Source organism: Occultella gossypii, assembly GCF_019947135.1.
Taxonomy (GTDB): Bacteria; Actinomycetota; Actinomycetes; order Actinomycetales; family Beutenbergiaceae; genus Occultella; species Occultella gossypii.
Map to the genome: position 1 here is coordinate 80,402 of NZ_JAGSHT010000001.1, position 18,645 is coordinate 99,046.

Below are 18,645 nucleotides of genomic sequence, written 5' to 3' on the forward strand. Positions count from 1 at the left end.
TTGACCCAAGGATGTGACATGTCAGAGCGTGAACCGGAAGTTGTGCTCGGACCGTTCTCGACTCCAGGGGCGCAACCGACACCGTGGGCCTCGGCGTTGGCCGTCCTCGGTCCGGCGGAGGTGTTCTGGCTCGCCACGGTGCGCCCCGACGGGCGACCGCACGTGACGCCGCTGCTGGCGGCATGGAGCCTCGGTGGCCTGTGCTTCACCACGGGTGATCAGGAGCGCAAGGCGCTCAACCTCGAGCGCAACTCCCGCTGCGTGCTGACGACCGGCACGAATGCCCTGACCGGTGTGGACGTCGTCATCGAAGGGGTGGCGACCGTGGTGGACGAGCGGTCGGCGCGCGAACGGGCTGTCGCGGACTTCGAACGTAAGTACGGTGCGCATCTGACCGCCCCCGAGGGCACCTGGTACCGGTTGGGCGAGGCCGTCGTCGCCGGCGACACCAGGCTCTATCGGGTCGCGCCGACCGTCGGATTCGCCTTCGGCAAGCTACCGACCTCCAGTCAGACCCGCTACTCGTGGCCGGGTCGGCGGTGATGTCGACGATGCCCGCCCTGCAGGAGAAGGTCCAGGGCGTCCTGGGCGAACTCGTCGACGCCGGAGCCGAGACCGGCTTGCAGGTCGCCGTCTTCCACCACGGTGATCTCGTCGTCGACGCCGTCGCCGGGGTCGCCGACAGCCGGACCGGGCGCGCAGTCACCGCGGACACGCCGTTCTTCAGTTTCTCCTCGGGCAAGGTGATGTCATCGCTCATCGCGCACCTGCTCGTGAGCACCGGCGCCGTCGACTACGACACACCGGTGGTCGACCTGTGGCCGGAGTTCGGTGCCCATGGGAAGGGGACCACGACACTTCGGCACGTGCTCACCCACTCGGCCGGGGTGCCTGCGATGCCTCGTGACATCGGTCCCACCGACCTGCCCGACTGGCCGCGGGTGTGCACCGCAATCGCCGACGTCGTACCCCGGTGCCGAGACGGGGTATCACTCGTTCACCTTCGGCTTCCTCGTCGGCGAGGTCGCGCGCCGGGCCACCGGTCGCCCGATGCGACAACTCCTTGACGATTGGGTCGCCGCGCCTCTGGGCCTCGGCGGCGAGCTCTACTTCGGTGTGCCCCGAACCGACCTGGCCCGACTGGCACGACTCGAAGACGCCGCTCCACCCCCGGCCGTCCCATCCGACGACGACGCGGTCCTCGCGCCCTGGGAGAGGCAGCCGACCGCGGCCATGGGCAACAGCCCTGCGATCCTGCACGCTGACATTCCGTCGGTCGGCACGTTCACGGCGCGAGGGATCGCCGCCGCTCATGCCGCGGTGCTCGATGGCCGCCTCATCGATCCGCACCAGCTCGAGGAAATGACGGCGGTCGCCTTCGAGGGCGTCGACCGGGTCTTCGGCAACCCCGTGCGGCTGGCACTGGGCTATCCGCTCGGGCGCCCGGGCGGCCGCCGGACGGCTCGCCCACCACGTTCGGCTGGGTCGGTGGCGGCGGCAGCTGCGTCTGGGCGGACCCGGCCACCGGCACGTCCTTCGCCATGACCAAGACGCGTCTGGTCCCGGATTTCGAGAGCGCTCGGCGTCTCACGGAGCTGGTGGCCGCCGAGATCGACTGACGTGCCTGCGCCCGAGGTAGAATCGAACACATGTTCGCACCGGGTTACGCCGAGCTGCACGCCCACTCGGCGTTCAGCTTCCTCGACGGCGCCAGCCAACCCGAGGAGCTGGCGATCGAAGCAGCCGGGCTCGGCCTGTCCGCGATGGCGATCACCGATCACAACGGCCTCTACGGGGTGGTCCGGTTCGCCGAGGCCGCACGCACCCTGAAACTGCCCACCCTGTACGGGGCGGAGTTGAGCCTGGACGCGCCCGTGCGGCCCACCGGGATGCCGGACCCGCCGGGCACCCATCTGCTCGTCCTGGCCCGCGGGGCCGAGGGATACCGGCGGTTGTCCCGGTCCATCGCGAACGCCCACCTGGCCAGCGGGAAGAAGGGGGAGGCGCACTACCGGCTCGGTGAGCTCGCCGACCTGGCCGCCGGGAACTGGCTCGTCCTGACCGGCTGCCGCAAGGGTGCGGTGCGCCGGGCCCTGGAACCCGAGCCCGGGCGGTTCGACCTGGTCGCCGCGCGCAGGGAGCTGGACGTCCTGGTGGACCATTTCGGCGCGGAGAACGTGGTCGTCGAGATCACCGACTCCGGTGCGCCGCTGGACTCGGTGCGCTGCGACGCGCTCGCCGAGCTAGCCGCGGCCGCCCGGCTGCCCGTGGTGGCCACCGGCGCGGTGCACTGCGCGAGTCCCGCGGACCAGCCCCTCGCGGACGTCCTGGCCGCGGTGCGGGCGCGCACCACCCTGGCCGAGCTCGACGGCTGGCTCCCGCCCAGCGCCGCTCACGTGCGTACGCCGGCGGAGATGTACGCCCGGCACGCCACCCGCCCGGAGGCGGTCGCGATGAGCGTGGAACTGGCACAGCAGTGCGCGTTCGACCTGCGCCTGGTGGCACCGAACCTGCCTCCGCACCCGGTGCCGCCGGGGCACACCGAAGCCACCTGGCTGCGCCACCTCACCTACGAGGGAGCCCTGGACCGGTACGGCCCGCCGGAGGCCCCGCGACTGCCCGGCGCGTACGCCACGATCGAGCGGGAGCTCGACATCATCATCGACCTGGACTTCCCCGGGTACTTCCTGATCGTGCACGAGATCGTCGACTTCTGCCGACGCAACGACATCCTCTGCCAGGGCCGCGGCTCCGCCGCGAACTCCGCCGTCTGCTATGCCCTCGGCATCACCGCCGTCGACGCCGTGCAGCACAAGCTGCTGTTCGAACGGTTCCTGTCCCCGGGCCGCTCCGGCCCGCCGGACATCGACGTGGACATCGAGTCCCGGCGCCGGGAGGAGGTGATCCAGTTCGTCTACGAACGCTACGGCCGCACCCACGCCGCACAAGTGGCGAACGTGATCTCCTACCGGCCGCGCTCGGCGATCCGGGACGCCGCGAAGGCGTTCGGCTACGACGTCGGGCAGCAGGACGCCTGGTCCAAGGGCATCGAACGATGGGGCAGTCTGCGCCCGAGCCCGCCGGACGGCGCCGACGGCACCGACGGCTCGGGCAAGCGGATCAGCGAACTCGAGCGCCGCCGTCGGGACGGACCGTGGACCCCGAGCCCGGAGGTGGTCGCCGCGGCCGACGGCGCCACCGGCGGCGGCGACCTCGACGGCATCCCCGCGGAGGTCGTGGACATGGCCGAACGGATGCTGCGCCTGCCCCGCCACCTCGGCATCCACTCCGGCGGCATGGTGCTGTGCGACCGCCCGGTCATCGACGTGTGCCCGGTGGAGTGGGCCACCATGCCCGGGCGCACCGTGCTGCAGTGGGACAAGGACGACTGCGCCGATGCCGGCCTGGTGAAGTTCGACCTGCTCGGCCTCGGCATGCTCACCGCGCTGCGGCTCGCGTTCACCTGGGTGCGGGACATCGAGGGGGTGGACGTGGGGCTGCACTCGCTGCCGCAGGAGGACCCAGCGGTGTACGACCTGCTCTGCGCCGCGGACACGGTGGGCGTGTTCCAGGTGGAGTCCCGGGCACAGATGGCCACCCTGCCGCGGCTGCAGCCCCGGGAGTTCTACGACATCGTCGTGGAGGTGGCGCTGATCCGGCCCGGGCCGATCCAGGGCAACTCGGTGCACCCCTACATCAACCGGGCCCGGGGTCGGGAGGAGGTCACCTACCTGCACCCGCTGCTCGAGCCTGCCCTGTCCAAGACCCTCGGCGTGCCGCTGTTCCAGGAGCAGCTCATGCAGATCGCGATCGACGTGGCCGATTTCAGCGCCGCCGAGGCGGACCAGCTGCGCCGGGCGATGGGGTCCAAACGGTCCGCCGAGAAGATGGAGGCCCTGCACGCGCGCCTGCTCGCCGGGATGGCGGCGAAGGGGATCTCCGCCGAGATCGGTGAACAGATCTTCGACAAGCTCAAGGCATTCTCCGACTTCGGTTTCCCCGAGTCGCACGCGTTCTCCTTCGCCTACCTCGTCTACGCCAGCTCGTGGCTGAAGGTGCACCACCCCGAGGCGTTCTACGCCGGGCTGCTCGCGGCGCAGCCGATGGGGTTCTACTCGCCGCAGTCGCTCGTCGCCGATGCCCGACGGCGGGGGGTTCGGGTCGAGCGTGCGGACGTCGCCTTCTCGCAGGTACAGGCGTGCGTGGAGCGGGCCGACGGCGGAGGGCTGGGCGTGCGCCTCGGGCTCGCCCCGATCCGGGGGATCGGGGAGAAGGGGGCCGAGCGGATCGTCGCGGCCCGGGAGGCCGCGCCGCTGCGCGACCTCGCCGATCTGGCCCGCCGGGTGCGGCTGTCCGCCGCCCAGCTTGAGGCGCTCGCGACCGCCGGTGCGCTCGACTCCTTCGGGCACTCCCGGCGGGAGGCGCTCTGGCTCGCCGGTGCCCTGGCCGGCGAGAGCGGCACCTCGACCCTGGTCCGCTCCGGCGACGGGCAGCAGGTGCTCCGGGCCGTGCAGGAGCCGCTGCCGTTCACCGCCGTCGGTATCGACCTGCCCACTCTGCCGGGCATGGACGAGGTGACCACCGCCGTCGCCGACGTGTGGGCCACCGGGGTGTCCACAGACTCCTTCCCCACCGAGTTCCTGCGCACCGACCTGGATGCCCGCGGGGTGCTGCGGGTGACCGACGTGCCCGGCGCCGGGTCCGGCAAGCGGGTGCGGGTGGCCGGGGTGGTCACGCACCGGCAGCGTCCGTCCACGGCCGGTGGGGTGACGTTCCTGTCCCTCGAGGACGAGACCGGCCTGCTGAACGTCATCTGTACGCAAGGGCTGTGGGGTCGCTACCGGCGGGTCGCCCGCACCAGCGCCGCCCTGGTGGTGCGGGGCACCGTGGAGACCGCCGACGGCGTGACGAACCTGATGGCCGACTCGATCACCGCCCTGAGCCTGCGGGTGGCCTCCACCTCCCGCGACTTCCAGTGAGATCGAGGTTCACCACCCCAGCTCGCCGGCTTCGTCCTGGAAGGTTCCCGTCGGGCCGTCCACGCCCAGAGTCGCCCACCGCACGACGATCCGGGCGCTCTCCTCGACCGATCGCCCGATGCCGAAGGCTGCGGTCATGTCGGTGGCGGTGGTCCCCGGCTCGATGGCGTTGAACTTGATGCCCGGCTGCGCCTTCGCGTACTGCACGGTCAGCATCGTGGCCGCGGTCTTGGATGCTGAGTACAGCGCGAGCGGCAGCCGGAACTCAGGCCGCTCGGGGTTGTTCACCGCCCAGAACGATCCAGCGCTGCTCGAGATGGTGACGACGTTGGGGTTCGACGAGCGGCGCAGCAGCGGCAGGGCCGCCTCCGTGACGCGCACGATGCCGACCACGTTCGTGTCGAACGAGCGCAGGGCCGCAGGGCCGTCGAGGGCCGTGTCCAGGACTCCGGCGTTGTGCACGAGGACGTCGAGGTGGCCCTCGGCCGCGTTGATCGCTGCCAGTGCGCTCGACACGGATGCGTCGTCGGTGACGTCGAGCTGCACGAATCGCGCTCCGAGCGTTGCTGCAGCGCGCTCGCCTCGTTCGATGTCGCGTGCACCGACGTAGACGGTGTGGCCAACCTCCAGCAGTTGCCTCGCGGACTCGAAACCGATGCCCTTGTTGGCACCGGTGATCAGGGTGACGGTCATGTCTGTCCTTTCCATAGGGTCCGGCCCGAACAGGCCGCTCCGGACGCTACGAACATCCACCGCTCCCGCCCAGAGTCCCGTTGGGACGGGGGTCTGACAGGGCTCTCCCTGGCATCGCCGGACCGGCTTAGAGTTGCCGCATGGACCAGACGACCAACGCTCTCGCCGCGTTCCTGCGAGCCCGGCGCGACTTGGTCGGACCGGAGCGGGCAGGCATCCCCGATGACGGTACGCGGCGGGTACCGGGGCTCCGCCGGGAGGAAGTCGCCATGCTCGCCGGCATCAGCGCGGACTACTACCTGCGGTTGGAGCGCGGCCGCGACCGGAACCCGTCCCCTCAGGTGCTCGAATCGATCGCGCGCGTCCTGCACCTCGACGACGATCACTTCGCCCACCTGCTCAGCCTGGTCGCGGAGGTTCCCCGGCAGCGCAGACGCCGCCGGAAGCAGGCACCTCCGTCAGGTGCGCTCAAGCTGCTCGACTCCCTCGCGCAGCCCGCGTTCATCGAGAACCGGTACTTCGACGTCCTGGCCTCCAACGCACTTGCCCGAGCGGTCGACCCCCGTCTGGCCGTCGGCCGCAACCAGCTGCGGGACCTGTTCCTCGACCCGGCGGGACAGGCCTTGTACCCGGACTGGGCGAGCGCCACCGAATGTCTCATCGCCAACCTCCGCCAGGCGGTCGGGAACGACGTGGACGACCCGCGCTTCATCGAACTCACGGGAGAGCTCACCCTGGCCAGCCCGCGCTTCCGCCAGCTCTGGGCGCGGCACGAAGTGCGGGGCCAGAGCGGTGGCTCGCTTCGGTTCGACCACCCGCAGGTCGGGGAGCTCATCCTCAACCGGGAGCGAATGGGCATCGCCGGCACGGAGAGCCTGATGCTCGTCGTGTTCCATCCCGATCCCGGATCCAGCGATGCGGAGAAGCTGACCCTCCTTGCTTCTGCGGACCTGCCCACCCTGCCGATCCAGCGCAGGATCGGCAGGAGCGTGTGACGACGATCGGCATCATCGGAGCCGGCGAGGTCGGATCCCAGATCGCCCGCGCAGCGATCGCGAGCGGTTACACGGTCGTCATCGCCAACTCCCGCGGCCCGCAGACCCTCACCCGGCTCACCGCCGGACTAGGGCTCTCCGCTCGTGCGGCAACCGCTGCTCAGGCCGCTGCGGCCGGTGACTTCGCCGTCATTGCCGTGCCTCTCAAGCTCGGCAACGACATGCCGGTCGAGGAGCTCGCCGGCAAGATCGTGCTCGACACGAACAACTACATGCCCGCGCGCGACGGAGATTTTCCGGTGGTCGACTCCGGCGAGAAGACCGTTCACGAGCTGCGGCAGGAGCAGTTGCCGGCGTCGAAGATCGTCGTGGCGTTCACACACATCCAGGCACCGAGCCTGCTGTCGTTCGCGCGACCCGCCGGATCCCCTGAGCGCTTGGCACTGGCGGCCTCGAGCGACCATCCCGAAGCCGTCTCGCTCGTGACTGGGCTCTACGACCAGTTCGGATACGACACCGTGGACAACGGTCCGCTGAGTGAAACCTGGCGGGCCGGCCCCGGCACGCCCGTGTGGCACCGTTCCCTTCTGGGGGGACAGCGCCGCGACGAACTCGTGCGCAACCTGGCGGCGGCGACCCGGGCACCTGGGGCCACTGCTCGGACGTGACCTCGTCGGGCCGGAGTGCCTGCGTGGCTCAGGGCTGGGCGGCTCTGGCGTCCGGTTCGAGGTCCTCCATCGGCGGGTCGAGGTTGCGCAGCTTCGCGTACACGGCCCACATCACCGCCACGATCGGGATGACGATCACGGCGCCGAGGATGCCCGCCACCAGGGTGCCGGCGGTCACCGCCAGGGCCACGACCAGCGGATGCAGGGAGACTTGCTTGCCCATCACCAGCGGCTGCAGGATATGGCCTTCGAACTGGCCGATGAGGGCAATGCCGATGCCGACCAGGATCGCGTTGACCGGTCCGTTCACGGCTAGGGCCACCACCATCGCGACGATCATCGCCGCGGGCGCACCCACGAGTGGGATGAACGCTCCGATGAACACCAGCACGGCCAGCGGCGCAGCCAACGGCACCCGCGCGATGAGCAGGATGATCGCGGCCAGGAAACCGTCCACCAGCGCGATGATCACGGTCCCGCGGGCGTACCCGGAGAACGTGTACCAGCCGACGCCACCGGCGAGCATCCACTTCTCCCGCACCTTGGCGGGCAGCTGGTTCAGGAACCACTTCCACATATCGTTGCCGCGGGCGAGGAAGAACACCGTGCAGAAGATCGCCAGTGCCAGGGCCGCGAACACCTCGAACACCGAGCCCGCGCCGGCGGCGGCCCGGTCCAACAGGGCGCTCTGGTTCTCCTGCAGCCACGTCTGGCCCTGATCCAGCCACTCGCTGACCTGCTCCTCGGTGATCGTCAGTCCGAACGGCAGGTTCTGGGCGAGTGCGAACAGCTGGGCGATACCGGTGGAGAACTGCTCCGACAGGGACTCCCACTGTCCGGTCACGGACGTGATCACGTAGGTCAGCAGCCCACCGACGAACGCGAGTGCCGACAGCAGGCCCAGAGCGGTGGCCAGCCCGCGCGGCATGACCTTGGCGAACACGTTGACCAGCGGGCGCAGCACGGCGGTGATGACCAGGCCGAGGAAGACCGCGACGAACACCAGCTGGATCCGGGCCGTCGCCCAGACCAGCAGCGAGATGAGCGCGATCACCACGAGGATGCGCCACGACCAGCCGGCCGACTTGCGCATCCAGCGGGGGACGCCGTCGCCGCCGTCGTCGGCACGCAGGTGCGCCTCCGGGAGGCGGTGCACCCGGGCCCGGGCACCCCGGGCGGGGGAGCGGGGCAGCGGGGGCAGGGGCACCGACGATGGCGAACCGTCGTCGGCGTCGGTGGCGGATCGGGTCGCTGACGCAGACGCGCCCGCATTCGCGGACGCCGCCCGGCGCGCGGCCGCGGCCTGGCGGACCGCGACGGCCTGGATGCGTGGGGGCACGAGTCTCACGCGGCCAGTCTGCACCAGAGTCGTCCGGTTCGCGCGGAAGCAGACCCGTGCCACGAATCTTGCCCGCGACGTCCCGGCGTGCCCTACATTCGGCCCACCGGGCGAACGTACCGGCGCCACGAGTGGCCTCCACGAAAGAACACGCCCATGGCCTCCCAGCCGCCAGACCGGTCATTCGCACCGCCCTATCCGCCGCACCGCCCGACGGTGACCGGCAGCTACCCGGCCGGGAACCGGGCCAGTTACCCGGCCGGCTACCCGACCGGGAACCAGTCCGGCTACCCGACCGTGCCCCAGGCCGGCTGGCCGTACGCGCAGACCGGCCCCGCGCCGTCGGGCGGTCCCGCGGCTACGTGGCCGCCGGCACCCCCGGCCCGCAGCCGGGTCCTGGTCTGGCTGGTGCCGAGCCTGGTCGGGGTGCTCGCGCTGGTGGTCGGCTTCGCGGCGGGAGCGCTCACCGCGCCGTTCGGCGGACCGCTGGCCGTCGCCTGGGAGTCGGGCAACACCACCTCGCGTGAGCAGCCGGCCGCGCTCGGGACAAGCGTGACGATCCTGGACGAGGGGTACGAGTGGGACGTCACGCTCGGCACACCGGAGTACGACGCCGATGACCTCGTGCGCGACGTGGATCCGCTCAACGATCCCGCCCCCGACGGCCAGGCCTACGTCGTGGTGCCGGTCACCGCGACCTACCACGGGCCCGATCGTGCGAATGCCGGTCTGGACCTGTGGGTCTCGTTCGTCACGGCGCAGGGGAACTCCTATGACGAGGCGAGCCTGTACACCGCGGACGGCTATCTGATGGGGCCGGATCCGCTCTACCTGACCGCCGACGTGTTCGACGGCGCCACCGTCACCGGCAACGTCACGTTCGCCATTCCCGAGGGTGCGCAGGACGAGCCGGGCGCGGTCTGGCTCGTGGCGGACGCGTGGACGGGGGATGGCGCGTTCTTCGAGGCGCACTGAGGCCGGCGGGTACCCGCGGCCGCGGTACCTCAGCTGCGGGCGAGCACCGCCCAGCACCGCACCTGGGTCAGGTCCTTCAGCGCGAGCGCCTGGCGCGCCGGATCGGGCCAGGTCTCGAGCTGCCACAGCACCGACTCCACCGAGCGGGCGCACGCCCACTCGCAGATCCGTCGGAACGGGATCCCGAGCGCACGCGCGGCGAGGTCCACCCGCGGGCGCAGCACGGCCAACGGATCCGGGTACAGGAACGGGTTGTCGATCTGGGAGAGCACCGGCCACAGGTCGTACCCGGGATCGCCGATCATCGGCTTCGGGTCGATCGCGAGCCACTGCGGCGGCACCGAACCGGGTGCGTCGAGCAGGATGTTGCCCGGGTTCAGGTCGCCGTGCAGGACCACGAGCGGTCCGGGCTTCGCCCCCGGCCGCCCGAACGCCGCGAGCAGGCCGAGGCCGAAGGTGACCTCCTCCCGGTACGCCTCGTACAGGTGGGCCCACCGGTTCGCCCGCTGGGTCGCGATGCGGGACCACTTCGCGCTGACGGTGGTCAGCGGCGGCATCTCGGTCCCGCTGGCGACGGCGCGGTGCAGGTTCCGCAGGATCTCCACCGCGATCCCCAGCCGCACGTGTGGCGGTGAGGTGTCCGCCAGCAGCAGCGTGCCGGGGTGGGCCCGGCGCAGCAGCAGTGCCCAGTCCTGGGTGTCATGGTCGAGCAGTTCCACGGCGGCGTGACCCTGCCAGAGCGCCAGGGCGGTGGCCTCGTACTTGGCCTCGTCATGGGGGAAGGTGAGCTTGAGGACGACCGGTGTCCCGTCCGCCATGACGCCGGGCGTCGTCCACGCCGCGGTGCCGACCGAGAACGGCGTGCCGAGCGTCAGCCCCCAGCGGCGGGTCGCGCGGTCGATCAGGCCGGGTAGCCGAGCCACCCAGGCCGCGCCGGCCGGTGTCGATGCTGCCCCGGTCGTCAACGACGTGGGCAGGACGGGGCCGTTCAGTGCCCGACCGCCGCGCCGTGGGCGGCGACCGGCCCGCCCTTCGGACCCGCGGGCAGTCCGAGCTGGGTGGCCAGCTGCCCGGCGTCGGTGGCGACCGCGTCGGCGTCGGCGAGCTCGGAGTCGGTGCCGTAGCCCCAGGCGACGAGTACGCACGGCAGGCCGTGCGCTCGGGCCCCCTCGAGGTCGTGCACGCGGTCACCGACCATCACCGCACCGGACAGGTCCGCCCCCGCCGCGCGCAACTGCGCCAGGGCCTTGCCCATCACGTACGCCTTGTCCGAGTTGCGGCCGCGGTCGTCGGCCCCGCAGATGGCGGTGAAGTACTCGGTCAGCTCGAAGTGGGCAAGGATCTCACGGGCGAACTCCTCCGACTTGGAGGTGGCCAGGCTCACCGGGACGCCGGCGTCGCGCAGCGCGACGAGCAACTCACGCATCCCGTCGAACACGGCGGAGTTGAACATCGAACCGCCGCCGTAGTGAGCCCGGTAGAGGTCCTGGCCGCGCTCGACGTCTGCGGGGTCCACGCCACCGATGTGCTCGAGGGTCCAGGCCAGGGGTGGGCCGACCACGGCGCGCAGGGCGGACTGCGGAGGCTCCTCGAGGCCGAGGCCGCGCACCGCGGTGACGAACGAGTCGATCACGCCGGGTGCCGAGTCCGTCACGGTTCCGTCGAGATCGAGCAGGACCGCGGTCGCAGTTTCGGGCATCCTCACGCGCGTCAGCCTAATAGGTAGGGTGGCGGGATCGAACCGACGAACCGCACGAACCCGACCGCCGGCGCCACGTCCGCGGGCCTCGACCTGCGTGCCGACTGCGCCCGCTGCGTGGGCCTGTGCTGCGTTGCCCTGGCATTCGCGAGGTCCGCCGACTTCGCGTTCGACAAGGCCGCCGGCGAGCCCTGCCGGAACCTGCTGGCCGACCACCGGTGCGCGATCCACACGAACCTGCGGGCCACGGGAATGGCCGGGTGCACCACCTACGACTGCTTCGGGGCCGGGCAGCACATCACCAGGACCACGTTCGCAGGGCGCACCTGGCGGGACGGCCCGGACACCAGCGCAGCCATGTTCGCGGCGTTCGGGGTGATGCGGCGGCTGCACGAGGCGCTCTGGTACCTGGCCTGCGCCCGCGCGCTCGACCTGCCCGCGGAGCTCGCCGGCGAGATCGGCAGGCTCCGGACCCGGATCGAGGACGCGACCACGGGTAGCGCTGCGGACCTGGCTGCCCTCGACGTCGACGCCATCTGGGCCGAGATGGCCGATGCCGCGCTCCGGGCCAGCGCTCACACCCGTGCACGGGTACGCGGACCGCGCCCCGAGCGTCGGGGCGCGGACCTCATCGGTGCGGACCTGCGCGGCGCCGACCTGCGCGGGGCGAACCTGCGGGGTGCCGCCCTGATCGGCGCCGACCTGCGCGGTGCCCGGCTGCACCGGGCTGACGTGATCGGTGCGGACCTGCGGGGCGCGGACGTGCGCGGTACCGACCTCGCCGACGTCCTGTTCCTGACCCAGCCGCAGATCGCCGCCGCGACCGGTGACACGCGCACCGGGATACCGGACGGGCTCAGCCGCCCGGCGCACTGGTAGGCGGGGGAGGGCTGTCATGGCGGACTCCTCGCTCGGGTCCGGGTTCCGGAACGTCTTCGTCGCGAACCTGGGGTCCAGTCTCGCGGACGGTATCGCCCGGGTGGCAGCGCCGCTGCTCGCGGTCCGTCTCACCGACGACCCGCTGCTGATCTCAGGGATCGCCGCCGTGGCGCTGCTGCCCTGGCTGTTCTTCGCGATCCCGGCCGGGATCGTCCTGGACCGGATCGACCGGCGGCGGGCGCTCGCCATGGCGAACGCCGTGCGGACGGTGCTGGCAGTCGCCCTGTTGGTCCTCACGGCCACCGGCGCCCTCACCATCTGGTGGCTGTACGCCGTGATCTTCGTCTACGGCGCCTTCGAGACCCTGTACGACGGCGCGATCCGCGCGGTGGTGCCGAGCCTCGTCGAGCGACACAACCTGCCGCGGGCGAACTCGCGGGTCGAGGCGGGTGAGATCGTGGTGCAGAACTTCGCGGCCGCTCCGTTCACGTCCGCGTTGTTCGCCGTCTCGGTGCTGATCCCGCTCGGGATCGGTGTGCTCGGCTACGCCGTCGCCGGGTTGCTCGCGCTCTGGCTGCCGTTGGCCGCCGCCGGGGCGCACCGGGCCGACGGCGCCACCCGCGAGCGGGTGCCGTGGCGTGACGAGGTACGGCAGGGCCTGCGGTTCATCCTCGGGAACCCGATGTTGCGGCCGCTGTGGTTCCTCAGCACGGTGGTCGCGTTGGGCCACTCCGCGGCGACGGCGACGCTGGTGCTCTACGTGCTGGACCGCCTCGGCGTCCCCGAGGCGCTGTTCGGGGTGTTCATGCTGTCGATGGCGCTCGGTGGGATCGTCGGGGCCTGGGTCGCCTCGCCGGCGAAGGAGCGCTTCGGCGCCGGGCCGGTGATGGCGGTCGCCAGCCTCGCCTCAGCGCTCGCCCTGGTCGCGATCGGCGTGTGGCCGACGGTGGTCGGCGGCGCAGTCGGACTGGCGGTGTCCTCGGGCGCGGTGACGGCGTGGAACGTCCTGGTCATGTCGCTGCGGCAGAGCATCATCCCGAGCCGGCTGCTCGGCCGGGTGCACGGGACCTGGCGCACCCTGCTGTGGGGCGTGGTCCCACTGGGATCGGTGATCGGCGGCCTGCTCGCACGGATCGACCTGGTCACACCCCTCCTGGTCGGCGGTGGGCTGGCCGCGCTGACCTCACTGATCGGGTTCCGGTTCCTGTACTCCCTGCCCGATCCCGAAGATGTCACGGTGCCTGGGTGAGCGCGCGGAGCGCCGTGGCGAGGCAGGGCGTGGCCCGCACGTCTGCGAATGGCCGCACGGCTCAGGAGCCGCCCGCGTAGCCGTGCTGGCGCCAGGCCTCGTAGATCGCCAGCGCGGCGGCGTTGGACAGGTTCAGCGAGCGGATCCCAGGCAGCATCGGGATCCGCACACGGTCGGTGACCCGCTCGTCCGCCAGCACCTGCTCGGGCAGCCCGGTCGGCTCCGGGCCGAACAGCAGCGTGTCGCCCGGTGCGTAGGCCACGTCCGTGAACGAGCGGGTCGCGTGGCCCGTGAAGGCGTACACCCGCCCGGTGCCGACGGCCTGGACGCGAGTCAGCGCGGCGTCGAGACCGGGATGCACCTCGACCCGGGCGAGGTCGTGGTAGTCCAGGCCGGCCCGGCGCAGGTTCGCGTCCGAGAGATCGAAGCCCAACGGCTCGACCAGGTGCAGCGTGGTGCCGGTGGCGGCCGTGAGCCGGATGGCGTTCCCGGAGTTACCTGGGATGCGCGGCTCGAAGAACATGATGTGGAACACGCGACCATCGTCCCACCGCGGGCCGGTCCGACCGGCCGCGGGCAGGACTCAGCGGCTCGGCCAGGTCCACGACGGTCGGCTGAGCATGCCCTGCCCGGCGATCGTCGTCTCGCCCAGCTCCTTGACGAGTTCGACCCGCTCCAGGTCCTCGCCGGCCAGGTCCGCGAGCGAGGCCTGAAGCGGCCCGGAGTGCGTCACCACCACCACCTGCATCTCCTCGCTCGCCGCGTGGATGAGGCCGGCGAGCGGCGCGATCAGCTCCGGGTGCAGGCTCGTCTCCGGCTCGTTCAGGACGAGGAGTTCCGGCGGCCGGGGTGTGAGCAGCGCCGCCGCGAGCATCAGGTAACGCAGGGTTCCGTCGGAGAGTTCGTCGGCGCGCATCGGTCGGAGCATGCCGTCCTGACGCAGCGCGAGCGAGAACCGGCCCGAGTCCACCGACACCTCGATCCGCGAACCGGGGAACGCGGCGTCGACCGTGCGGGCGAGCACCTCGGACCTGCCGATCTCCTGGATCGTCGCCAGCGCTGCCGCGAGGTCCGCGCCGTCGTGGGCGAGGACCGGCGTGCGGGTGCCGACCGGCGCGAGCCGGGCCGGGGCGGCCGCGTCCGTGCGCAGGTGGTCGTAGAAGCGCCAGCCGCGCAACTGCTCGCGCAGTTCCAGCAGCTCCGGGGCGCGGTGGGGGTCCGCGACGTGCCCGAGCATGGAGTCGTAGTCGGCGAGGGACCGGGTGAGCTCGGTCCAGGAGCGCCCGTCCCGGACCCGCACCACCGGCCCGCGGCGGTGCGCCAACACCGCCGCCTGCCGGGCCACCGGTCCGGACCACACCGTCTCCACCTTGATCTCCGGATCCAGCGAGAATGCACCCGAGCCCACATCCGGGCGGGGGAGCCCGAGGTCCATGGCATAGCCGAAGCCATCCCCGGCGAAGCCGAGCTGCAGGCGCACCGGTCCCGTGCGCCGGGTGCCCTGGACCGGAACCTCGCCCCGCCGCATCGACCCCGAGATGGTCTCCGGCCCCGCCCAGAGCGTGGACGGCAACCCGCCCTCGCGGGCCAGCGCTGCGACGGCGCCCCCGCGGGCGGCATCCGTGAGCAGGCGCAGTGACCGGTAAAGGCTGGACTTGCCCGAGCCGTTGGCGCCGGTGATCAGCGTCAGCCGCCCCAACGGCACCACGACGTCACGCAGCGAGCGGTACCCCTGGACGGCGAGCGTGGTGAGCATGGACCGAACAGTAGGGGCCACCTCCGACATGATGCCGCCGTCGGCCGAGCGGTGGCGGCAAGTGGTGGCAACCTTGTAGTCAGTGCGGTGCCGCGGCACTACCGTCGCGCCATGGCGCAGGAGCTCTCGGAACGGTCCGAACTTGCCCCGGGGGTCACCTTGACCACCGGAGAGGCCGGCCTGCCCATGATCCGGGTGGAGTGCGGACCGGCGACGGGCTCGATCTACCTGCACGGCGCGCACGTGGTCGACTGGGTCCCGGTCGGCCGCGGTTCCGCCCTCTGGCTCAGTGCCGTGCCGCACGACGGCGGTGGGGCGCTCATCCGTGGCGGCGTCCCGATCTGCTTCCCCTGGTTCGGCAACGGTCCCGACGGGACCAGTAATCCGCTGCACGGCTTCGCGGGCCGGCTCCCGTGGGAGATCGAGGAGGTCCGCGGCACCGACGAGGGTGTGCTCGTCGTCCTGCACCTGACCGAGTCCCCGACCACCACCGCCCAGTGGCCCCACCCGTTCGAGGCGACGTACCGGGTGCTGTTCGGGGAGAAGCTCCGGCTGAGCCTGCAGATCCGTAACACCGGCACCGAGGCCTTCACGTTCGAGGAGGCCCTGCACAGCTACTTCACCGTCAACGACGTCGCCGGCATCGCGATCCGCGGACTCGAGGGCGAGACCTACACCGACCGCGCCCCCGGAGCCGCCACCGCGACCGGCGTCCTCGGCGGACCGATGCACATCGTGGCGGAGACCGACCGGGTGTTCGAGGGAACATCGGCACCGACCTACATCCAGGACACCCTGCACACGGTACGGATCGCGAAGACCGGGGCGGCGAGCACCGTGGTGTGGAACCCCTGGTCGGACAAGGCGGAGGCGATGCCTGACTTCGGCGACGACGAGTGGCCGTGGATGGTGTGCGTCGAGACCGGGAACGTCCGCTCCGACGCGATCACCCTCTCGCCCGGGCAGGCCCACACGATGACCACCACGATCACGCTCGACTGACCCTCGCTCGAGCGTCGCCGCTGCCCGGAACCTGGGTTCGGTAGGGTCCCAGCCACACGCAATCCTCGGATCACGTTCGGCGCCCTCATCCGGGTGGCGCCACGGGCCGACGAGGAGACGCACAGATGGACTGGAACAAGATCTTCCGGAAGCGGATCGAGCACGCGCAGACGTCGGCCGACGAGCTCCGCAACGCGGACCCGGAGCAGCTGCGACTGGCCCAGCTCTCCCTCATCCAGGGCGCACAGGGTCACTACTCGGTCCAGGACGCCGCCGCGCTCAGCGACCCCGAGACCGCGGCCTTCCTGATGGCACCTCTCGACGAGCAGCGCCGTCAGCAGGATGAGCTCGTCTCCCGTGGTCAGCGGCTGCGCGAGCTGTGGGAGCACGGCGTGGCCGCGCAGGCGACGATCACGTCCCTCGTGCCGACGGGCCGCGTCCTCGGCGGGCAACGTGAGTTCGAACTCGGCCTGGAGGTCGAGAGCGGCGGTGACCGATACGCCGCCACAGCCCAGCAGGTGGTGCCTGCTCCGATGGCCGGCCATTACGCCGTCGGAGGCCGGTTCGCGGCGAAGGTCGATCCCGGGGACCGCGGGCAGGTCGGCCTGTTCGAGAAGCTCGGCTGAGTTGGTCACCCCGTTCCGCGACCCGGAGCGCCGGAAGCGCCACGCCCGGACCTGGCGGGTGGTCCTGGCTCCGGCGACTGCGATCGTCGCTGCGGCGTCTGGTTCAACGTGCTCGGCGGCGACGAGGTGAGGGTGGCCCGGCGCACGCTGACCGGCTCCGACGCGCCACGGTGCCGGGCCCGTCGTACCCTGGCCGGAACGGGCCCGCCGCAAGACGAGACCAGCAACCAGGAGGTCATGGCCATGGAGGAGACGCACCGCGAGGATCCGAGGCGGAACGGGGACGAAGAGCCGCCCGCCGACGACCCTCGACCCGAGGCGCCCGGCTCGGAACAGGGCGACACCCACGTGGACACGTCCGTGACGCCCGTACACGGCACCGGATCGGAGCCGGAACTCCCGCACGAGCACTGACTGACGCGCGCCGGGTCGGTCCGGGACATGGTGGTGGGCCCCACGAGCCCTGACGACGAGCCGTCCTGCCGCAATCCCGCCTGCTCAGCGCTTGGCCAGCCGGAACACGGGCCAGCCGATCTCCGTGCGCCAGGCTGCCTGGTCGGGGAGGTCGCGGGGCCCGACCAGATAGTGCTCCCGAACCGGCCCGGCCACTGCAAGCGCGTTGGCCACCACCCAGGCGCCGAGATCGCCGTAGGTGACATCGATGTCGTCGTGCGCGCCGACATGGGTGGTGGTGGCCAGTTCGACGGCCGGGAGGATCACCGGGTGCACCCGGCCGCGGCGCGGGGGTTCCGACGCCGGCCGGTAGACGAGCACGTGCCCGTGCCCGTTCTCGAACAGCGAGTTGTCATACAACCCTCCCGGCGCGCCGGTCTGCTCGCCGACGACGGCGTCCAGTTCGGCCATGGCGCCGGCGTACCAGGCCCGCACGTCTTCGTGCTCGACGTCGTCCTCGACCGCGGCCACCGTGGTCGCCGGGACGGCGCGCAACTCGACGTCGAGGGGCGTCGCCTCCGGTTGCAGCAGCCGGCGCAGCGAGGCCACTGCTGCGCGCGTCCGGTCCAGCTCGGACTCGAGCCGTTGCAGGTGGTCGGCGACGAGGGCGGCGCGCGCGCCGGGGTCCGGTGAGCGCAGGATGCGTTGGACGTCCGGCAGTGGGACGTCCAGTTCGCGCAGCCGGTGGATGACCTGAGCGGTCGGGATCTGGTCTGCGCCGTAATAGCGATAGCCGCTCGAACGGTCCACCGTCTCGGGTTCGAGCAGGCCGGCTTCGTGATAGCGGCGCAGCGTGCGCACGCTCAGGTGCGTCAGGCGCGAGAACTCACCGATCGCCAGCATGCCTGAATTGTGCACCCTCCCGCCGGGGGAGAGTTCCCGTGGTTGACCCTCCCGTCGGGAGAGACCGCATCGTCGGGGCATGACTACCCCGACCAGCATCCAGCCCGCCCAGCTCCCCGCCGTGGTCGGCGGATATCTTGCCGCACACGCGGCCCACGAGGCCGGGACCGCCCTGCGCTCCTTCGCCCCGACCGCCGTCGTCGTCGACGAGGGCCAGACCTTCCGTGGGACCGACGAGATCCTCGGCTTCCTGCGAAACGCCGGGGCCGAGTTCACCTATACGACCGAGCTCATCGGCGCCGAGCGGCTCGACGACGCGCGCTGGGTGGCTACCAACCGTATTGAGGGCGATTTTCCTGGCGGCATCGCCGAGTTGAACTACGGCTTCACGGTGGTCGACGACCTCATCACCCGACTGGTCATCGCTCCCGCCACGCCTCCCACGCCGTGACCGTCTCCCGACCCGGGAGCACAACGAAGGCCCCTGAC

Annotated in this window: 18 protein-coding genes and 1 pseudogene; 12 read left to right on the forward strand and 7 right to left on the reverse strand. The window is 71.6% G+C overall.

Annotation, left to right across the window (positions count from 1 at the left end):
• Positions 1 to 18 precede the first annotated feature (18 nt).
• The 3 genes and pseudogenes from KCQ71_RS00400 (at position 19) to KCQ71_RS00410 (ending at position 4,979) form a co-directional block, all read left to right on the forward strand.
• Positions 19 to 543, forward strand: coding sequence for a pyridoxamine 5'-phosphate oxidase family protein (locus KCQ71_RS00400; protein ID WP_223401625.1), 525 nt, complete (start codon positions 19 to 21; stop codon positions 541 to 543).
• An 8-nt stretch (positions 544 to 551) separates the two neighbouring features.
• A pseudogene (locus KCQ71_RS27485) lies at positions 552 to 1,545 on the forward strand (serine hydrolase domain-containing protein).
• 104 nt (positions 1,546 to 1,649) lie between these two features.
• Positions 1,650 to 4,979, forward strand: coding sequence for an error-prone DNA polymerase (locus KCQ71_RS00410; RefSeq protein WP_223401627.1), 3,330 nt, complete (start codon positions 1,650 to 1,652; stop codon positions 4,977 to 4,979).
• 9 nt (positions 4,980 to 4,988) lie between these two features.
• On the opposite strand, the gene KCQ71_RS00415 is transcribed toward KCQ71_RS00410, so the two are convergent.
• Positions 4,989 to 5,672 (reverse strand): SDR family NAD(P)-dependent oxidoreductase, encoded by a 684-nt coding sequence (locus KCQ71_RS00415; RefSeq protein WP_223401629.1) that lies wholly within the window; start codon positions 5,670 to 5,672, stop codon positions 4,989 to 4,991.
• A 140-nt stretch (positions 5,673 to 5,812) separates the two neighbouring features.
• Between KCQ71_RS00415 and KCQ71_RS00420 the strand changes: the two genes are divergently transcribed.
• On the forward strand, positions 5,813 to 6,667 hold the full coding sequence (locus tag KCQ71_RS00420; RefSeq protein WP_223401631.1) for a helix-turn-helix domain-containing protein: 855 nt from the start codon (positions 5,813 to 5,815) through the stop codon (positions 6,665 to 6,667).
• Positions 6,664 to 7,335, forward strand: coding sequence for an NADPH-dependent F420 reductase (locus KCQ71_RS00425; RefSeq protein WP_223401633.1), 672 nt, complete (start codon positions 6,664 to 6,666; stop codon positions 7,333 to 7,335). Before KCQ71_RS00420 ends, KCQ71_RS00425 begins: the two co-directional genes overlap by 4 nt.
• A 28-nt stretch (positions 7,336 to 7,363) precedes the next feature.
• Here KCQ71_RS00425 and KCQ71_RS00430 read toward each other — a convergent pair whose 3' ends face one another.
• The gene (locus KCQ71_RS00430; RefSeq protein WP_308116586.1) at positions 7,364 to 8,683 is read right to left on the reverse strand and encodes an AI-2E family transporter; all 1,320 of its coding nucleotides are present in this window, start codon (positions 8,681 to 8,683) and stop codon (positions 7,364 to 7,366) included.
• Between the two features lie 147 nt (positions 8,684 to 8,830).
• Between KCQ71_RS00430 and KCQ71_RS00435 the strand changes: the two genes are divergently transcribed.
• Positions 8,831 to 9,649 carry a hypothetical protein gene (locus tag KCQ71_RS00435; RefSeq protein WP_223401635.1) on the forward strand — a complete coding sequence of 273 codons (819 nt, stop codon included), beginning with the start codon at positions 8,831 to 8,833 and terminating at the stop codon, positions 9,647 to 9,649.
• 29 nt (positions 9,650 to 9,678) lie between these two features.
• Here KCQ71_RS00435 and KCQ71_RS00440 read toward each other — a convergent pair whose 3' ends face one another.
• Positions 9,679 to 10,614 (reverse strand): aminoglycoside phosphotransferase family protein, encoded by a 936-nt coding sequence (locus KCQ71_RS00440; RefSeq protein WP_223401637.1) that lies wholly within the window; start codon positions 10,612 to 10,614, stop codon positions 9,679 to 9,681.
• A gap of 23 nt (positions 10,615 to 10,637) precedes the next feature.
• On the reverse strand, positions 10,638 to 11,348 hold the full coding sequence (locus KCQ71_RS00445) for an HAD hydrolase-like protein (protein ID WP_223401898.1): 711 nt from the start codon (positions 11,346 to 11,348) through the stop codon (positions 10,638 to 10,640).
• A gap of 117 nt (positions 11,349 to 11,465) precedes the next feature.
• On the opposite strand from KCQ71_RS00445, the gene KCQ71_RS00450 reads away from it, so the two are divergent.
• Complete coding sequence (locus tag KCQ71_RS00450; protein WP_223401639.1) at positions 11,466 to 12,227, forward strand: pentapeptide repeat-containing protein; 762 nt, start codon at positions 11,466 to 11,468, stop codon at positions 12,225 to 12,227.
• A gap of 16 nt (positions 12,228 to 12,243) precedes the next feature.
• Positions 12,244 to 13,476: an MFS transporter gene (locus KCQ71_RS00455; RefSeq protein WP_223401641.1), complete on the forward strand. Its 1,233-nt coding sequence runs from the start codon at positions 12,244 to 12,246 to the stop codon at positions 13,474 to 13,476.
• 61 nt (positions 13,477 to 13,537) lie between these two features.
• On the opposite strand, the gene KCQ71_RS00460 is transcribed toward KCQ71_RS00455, so the two are convergent.
• Positions 13,538 to 14,011 (reverse strand): tRNA (cytidine(34)-2'-O)-methyltransferase, encoded by a 474-nt coding sequence (locus KCQ71_RS00460; protein WP_223401643.1) that lies wholly within the window; start codon positions 14,009 to 14,011, stop codon positions 13,538 to 13,540.
• A 48-nt stretch (positions 14,012 to 14,059) separates the two neighbouring features.
• Positions 14,060 to 15,232, reverse strand: a complete 1,173-nt coding sequence (locus KCQ71_RS00465) for an AAA family ATPase (protein WP_223401645.1) — start codon at positions 15,230 to 15,232, stop codon at positions 14,060 to 14,062.
• A 111-nt stretch (positions 15,233 to 15,343) separates the two neighbouring features.
• Here KCQ71_RS00465 and KCQ71_RS00470 point away from each other — a divergent pair, with 111 nt between their 5' ends.
• The 3 genes from KCQ71_RS00470 (at position 15,344) to KCQ71_RS00480 (ending at position 17,274) form a co-directional block, all read left to right on the forward strand.
• Positions 15,344 to 16,234, forward strand: coding sequence for a D-hexose-6-phosphate mutarotase (locus KCQ71_RS00470; RefSeq protein ID WP_223401647.1), 891 nt, complete (start codon positions 15,344 to 15,346; stop codon positions 16,232 to 16,234).
• A 125-nt stretch (positions 16,235 to 16,359) separates the two neighbouring features.
• Positions 16,360 to 16,860, forward strand: coding sequence for a hypothetical protein (locus KCQ71_RS00475; RefSeq protein ID WP_223401649.1), 501 nt, complete (start codon positions 16,360 to 16,362; stop codon positions 16,858 to 16,860).
• A gap of 132 nt (positions 16,861 to 16,992) precedes the next feature.
• On the forward strand, positions 16,993 to 17,274 hold the full coding sequence (locus tag KCQ71_RS00480) for a hypothetical protein (RefSeq protein WP_223401651.1): 282 nt from the start codon (positions 16,993 to 16,995) through the stop codon (positions 17,272 to 17,274).
• An 84-nt stretch (positions 17,275 to 17,358) separates the two neighbouring features.
• Here the strand turns inward: KCQ71_RS00480 and KCQ71_RS00485 are convergent, their stop codons facing one another.
• Complete coding sequence (locus KCQ71_RS00485; protein ID WP_223401653.1) at positions 17,359 to 18,156, reverse strand: MerR family transcriptional regulator; 798 nt, start codon at positions 18,154 to 18,156, stop codon at positions 17,359 to 17,361.
• Positions 18,157 to 18,235: 79 nt separating this feature from the next.
• On the opposite strand from KCQ71_RS00485, the gene KCQ71_RS00490 reads away from it, so the two are divergent.
• On the forward strand, positions 18,236 to 18,607 hold the full coding sequence (locus tag KCQ71_RS00490) for a nuclear transport factor 2-like protein (RefSeq protein WP_223401655.1): 372 nt from the start codon (positions 18,236 to 18,238) through the stop codon (positions 18,605 to 18,607).
• Positions 18,608 to 18,645: the final 38 nt, after the last annotated feature.

What these genes read in the sequence shown, in the direction of transcription:
- KCQ71_RS00400 (WP_223401625.1), top strand. Translation starts at nt 19, where the DNA reads ATGTCAGAGCGTGAACCGGAAGTTGTGCTCGGACCGTTCTCGACTCCA.
- KCQ71_RS00410 (WP_223401627.1), top strand. Translation starts at nt 1,650, where the DNA reads ATGTTCGCACCGGGTTACGCCGAGCTGCACGCCCACTCGGCGTTCAGC.
- KCQ71_RS00415 (WP_223401629.1), bottom strand. Translation starts at nt 5,672, where the DNA reads ATGACCGTCACCCTGATCACCGGTGCCAACAAGGGCATCGGTTTCGAG.
- KCQ71_RS00420 (WP_223401631.1), top strand. Translation starts at nt 5,813, where the DNA reads ATGGACCAGACGACCAACGCTCTCGCCGCGTTCCTGCGAGCCCGGCGC.
- KCQ71_RS00435 (WP_223401635.1), top strand. Translation starts at nt 8,831, where the DNA reads ATGGCCTCCCAGCCGCCAGACCGGTCATTCGCACCGCCCTATCCGCCG.
- KCQ71_RS00445 (WP_223401898.1), bottom strand. Translation starts at nt 11,348, where the DNA reads ATGCCCGAAACTGCGACCGCGGTCCTGCTCGATCTCGACGGAACCGTG.
- KCQ71_RS00455 (WP_223401641.1), top strand. Translation starts at nt 12,244, where the DNA reads ATGGCGGACTCCTCGCTCGGGTCCGGGTTCCGGAACGTCTTCGTCGCG.
- KCQ71_RS00465 (WP_223401645.1), bottom strand. Translation starts at nt 15,232, where the DNA reads ATGCTCACCACGCTCGCCGTCCAGGGGTACCGCTCGCTGCGTGACGTC.
- KCQ71_RS00470 (WP_223401647.1), top strand. Translation starts at nt 15,344, where the DNA reads ATGGCGCAGGAGCTCTCGGAACGGTCCGAACTTGCCCCGGGGGTCACC.
- KCQ71_RS00475 (WP_223401649.1), top strand. Translation starts at nt 16,360, where the DNA reads ATGGACTGGAACAAGATCTTCCGGAAGCGGATCGAGCACGCGCAGACG.
- KCQ71_RS00485 (WP_223401653.1), bottom strand. Translation starts at nt 18,156, where the DNA reads ATGCTGGCGATCGGTGAGTTCTCGCGCCTGACGCACCTGAGCGTGCGC.
- KCQ71_RS00490 (WP_223401655.1), top strand. Translation starts at nt 18,236, where the DNA reads ATGACTACCCCGACCAGCATCCAGCCCGCCCAGCTCCCCGCCGTGGTC.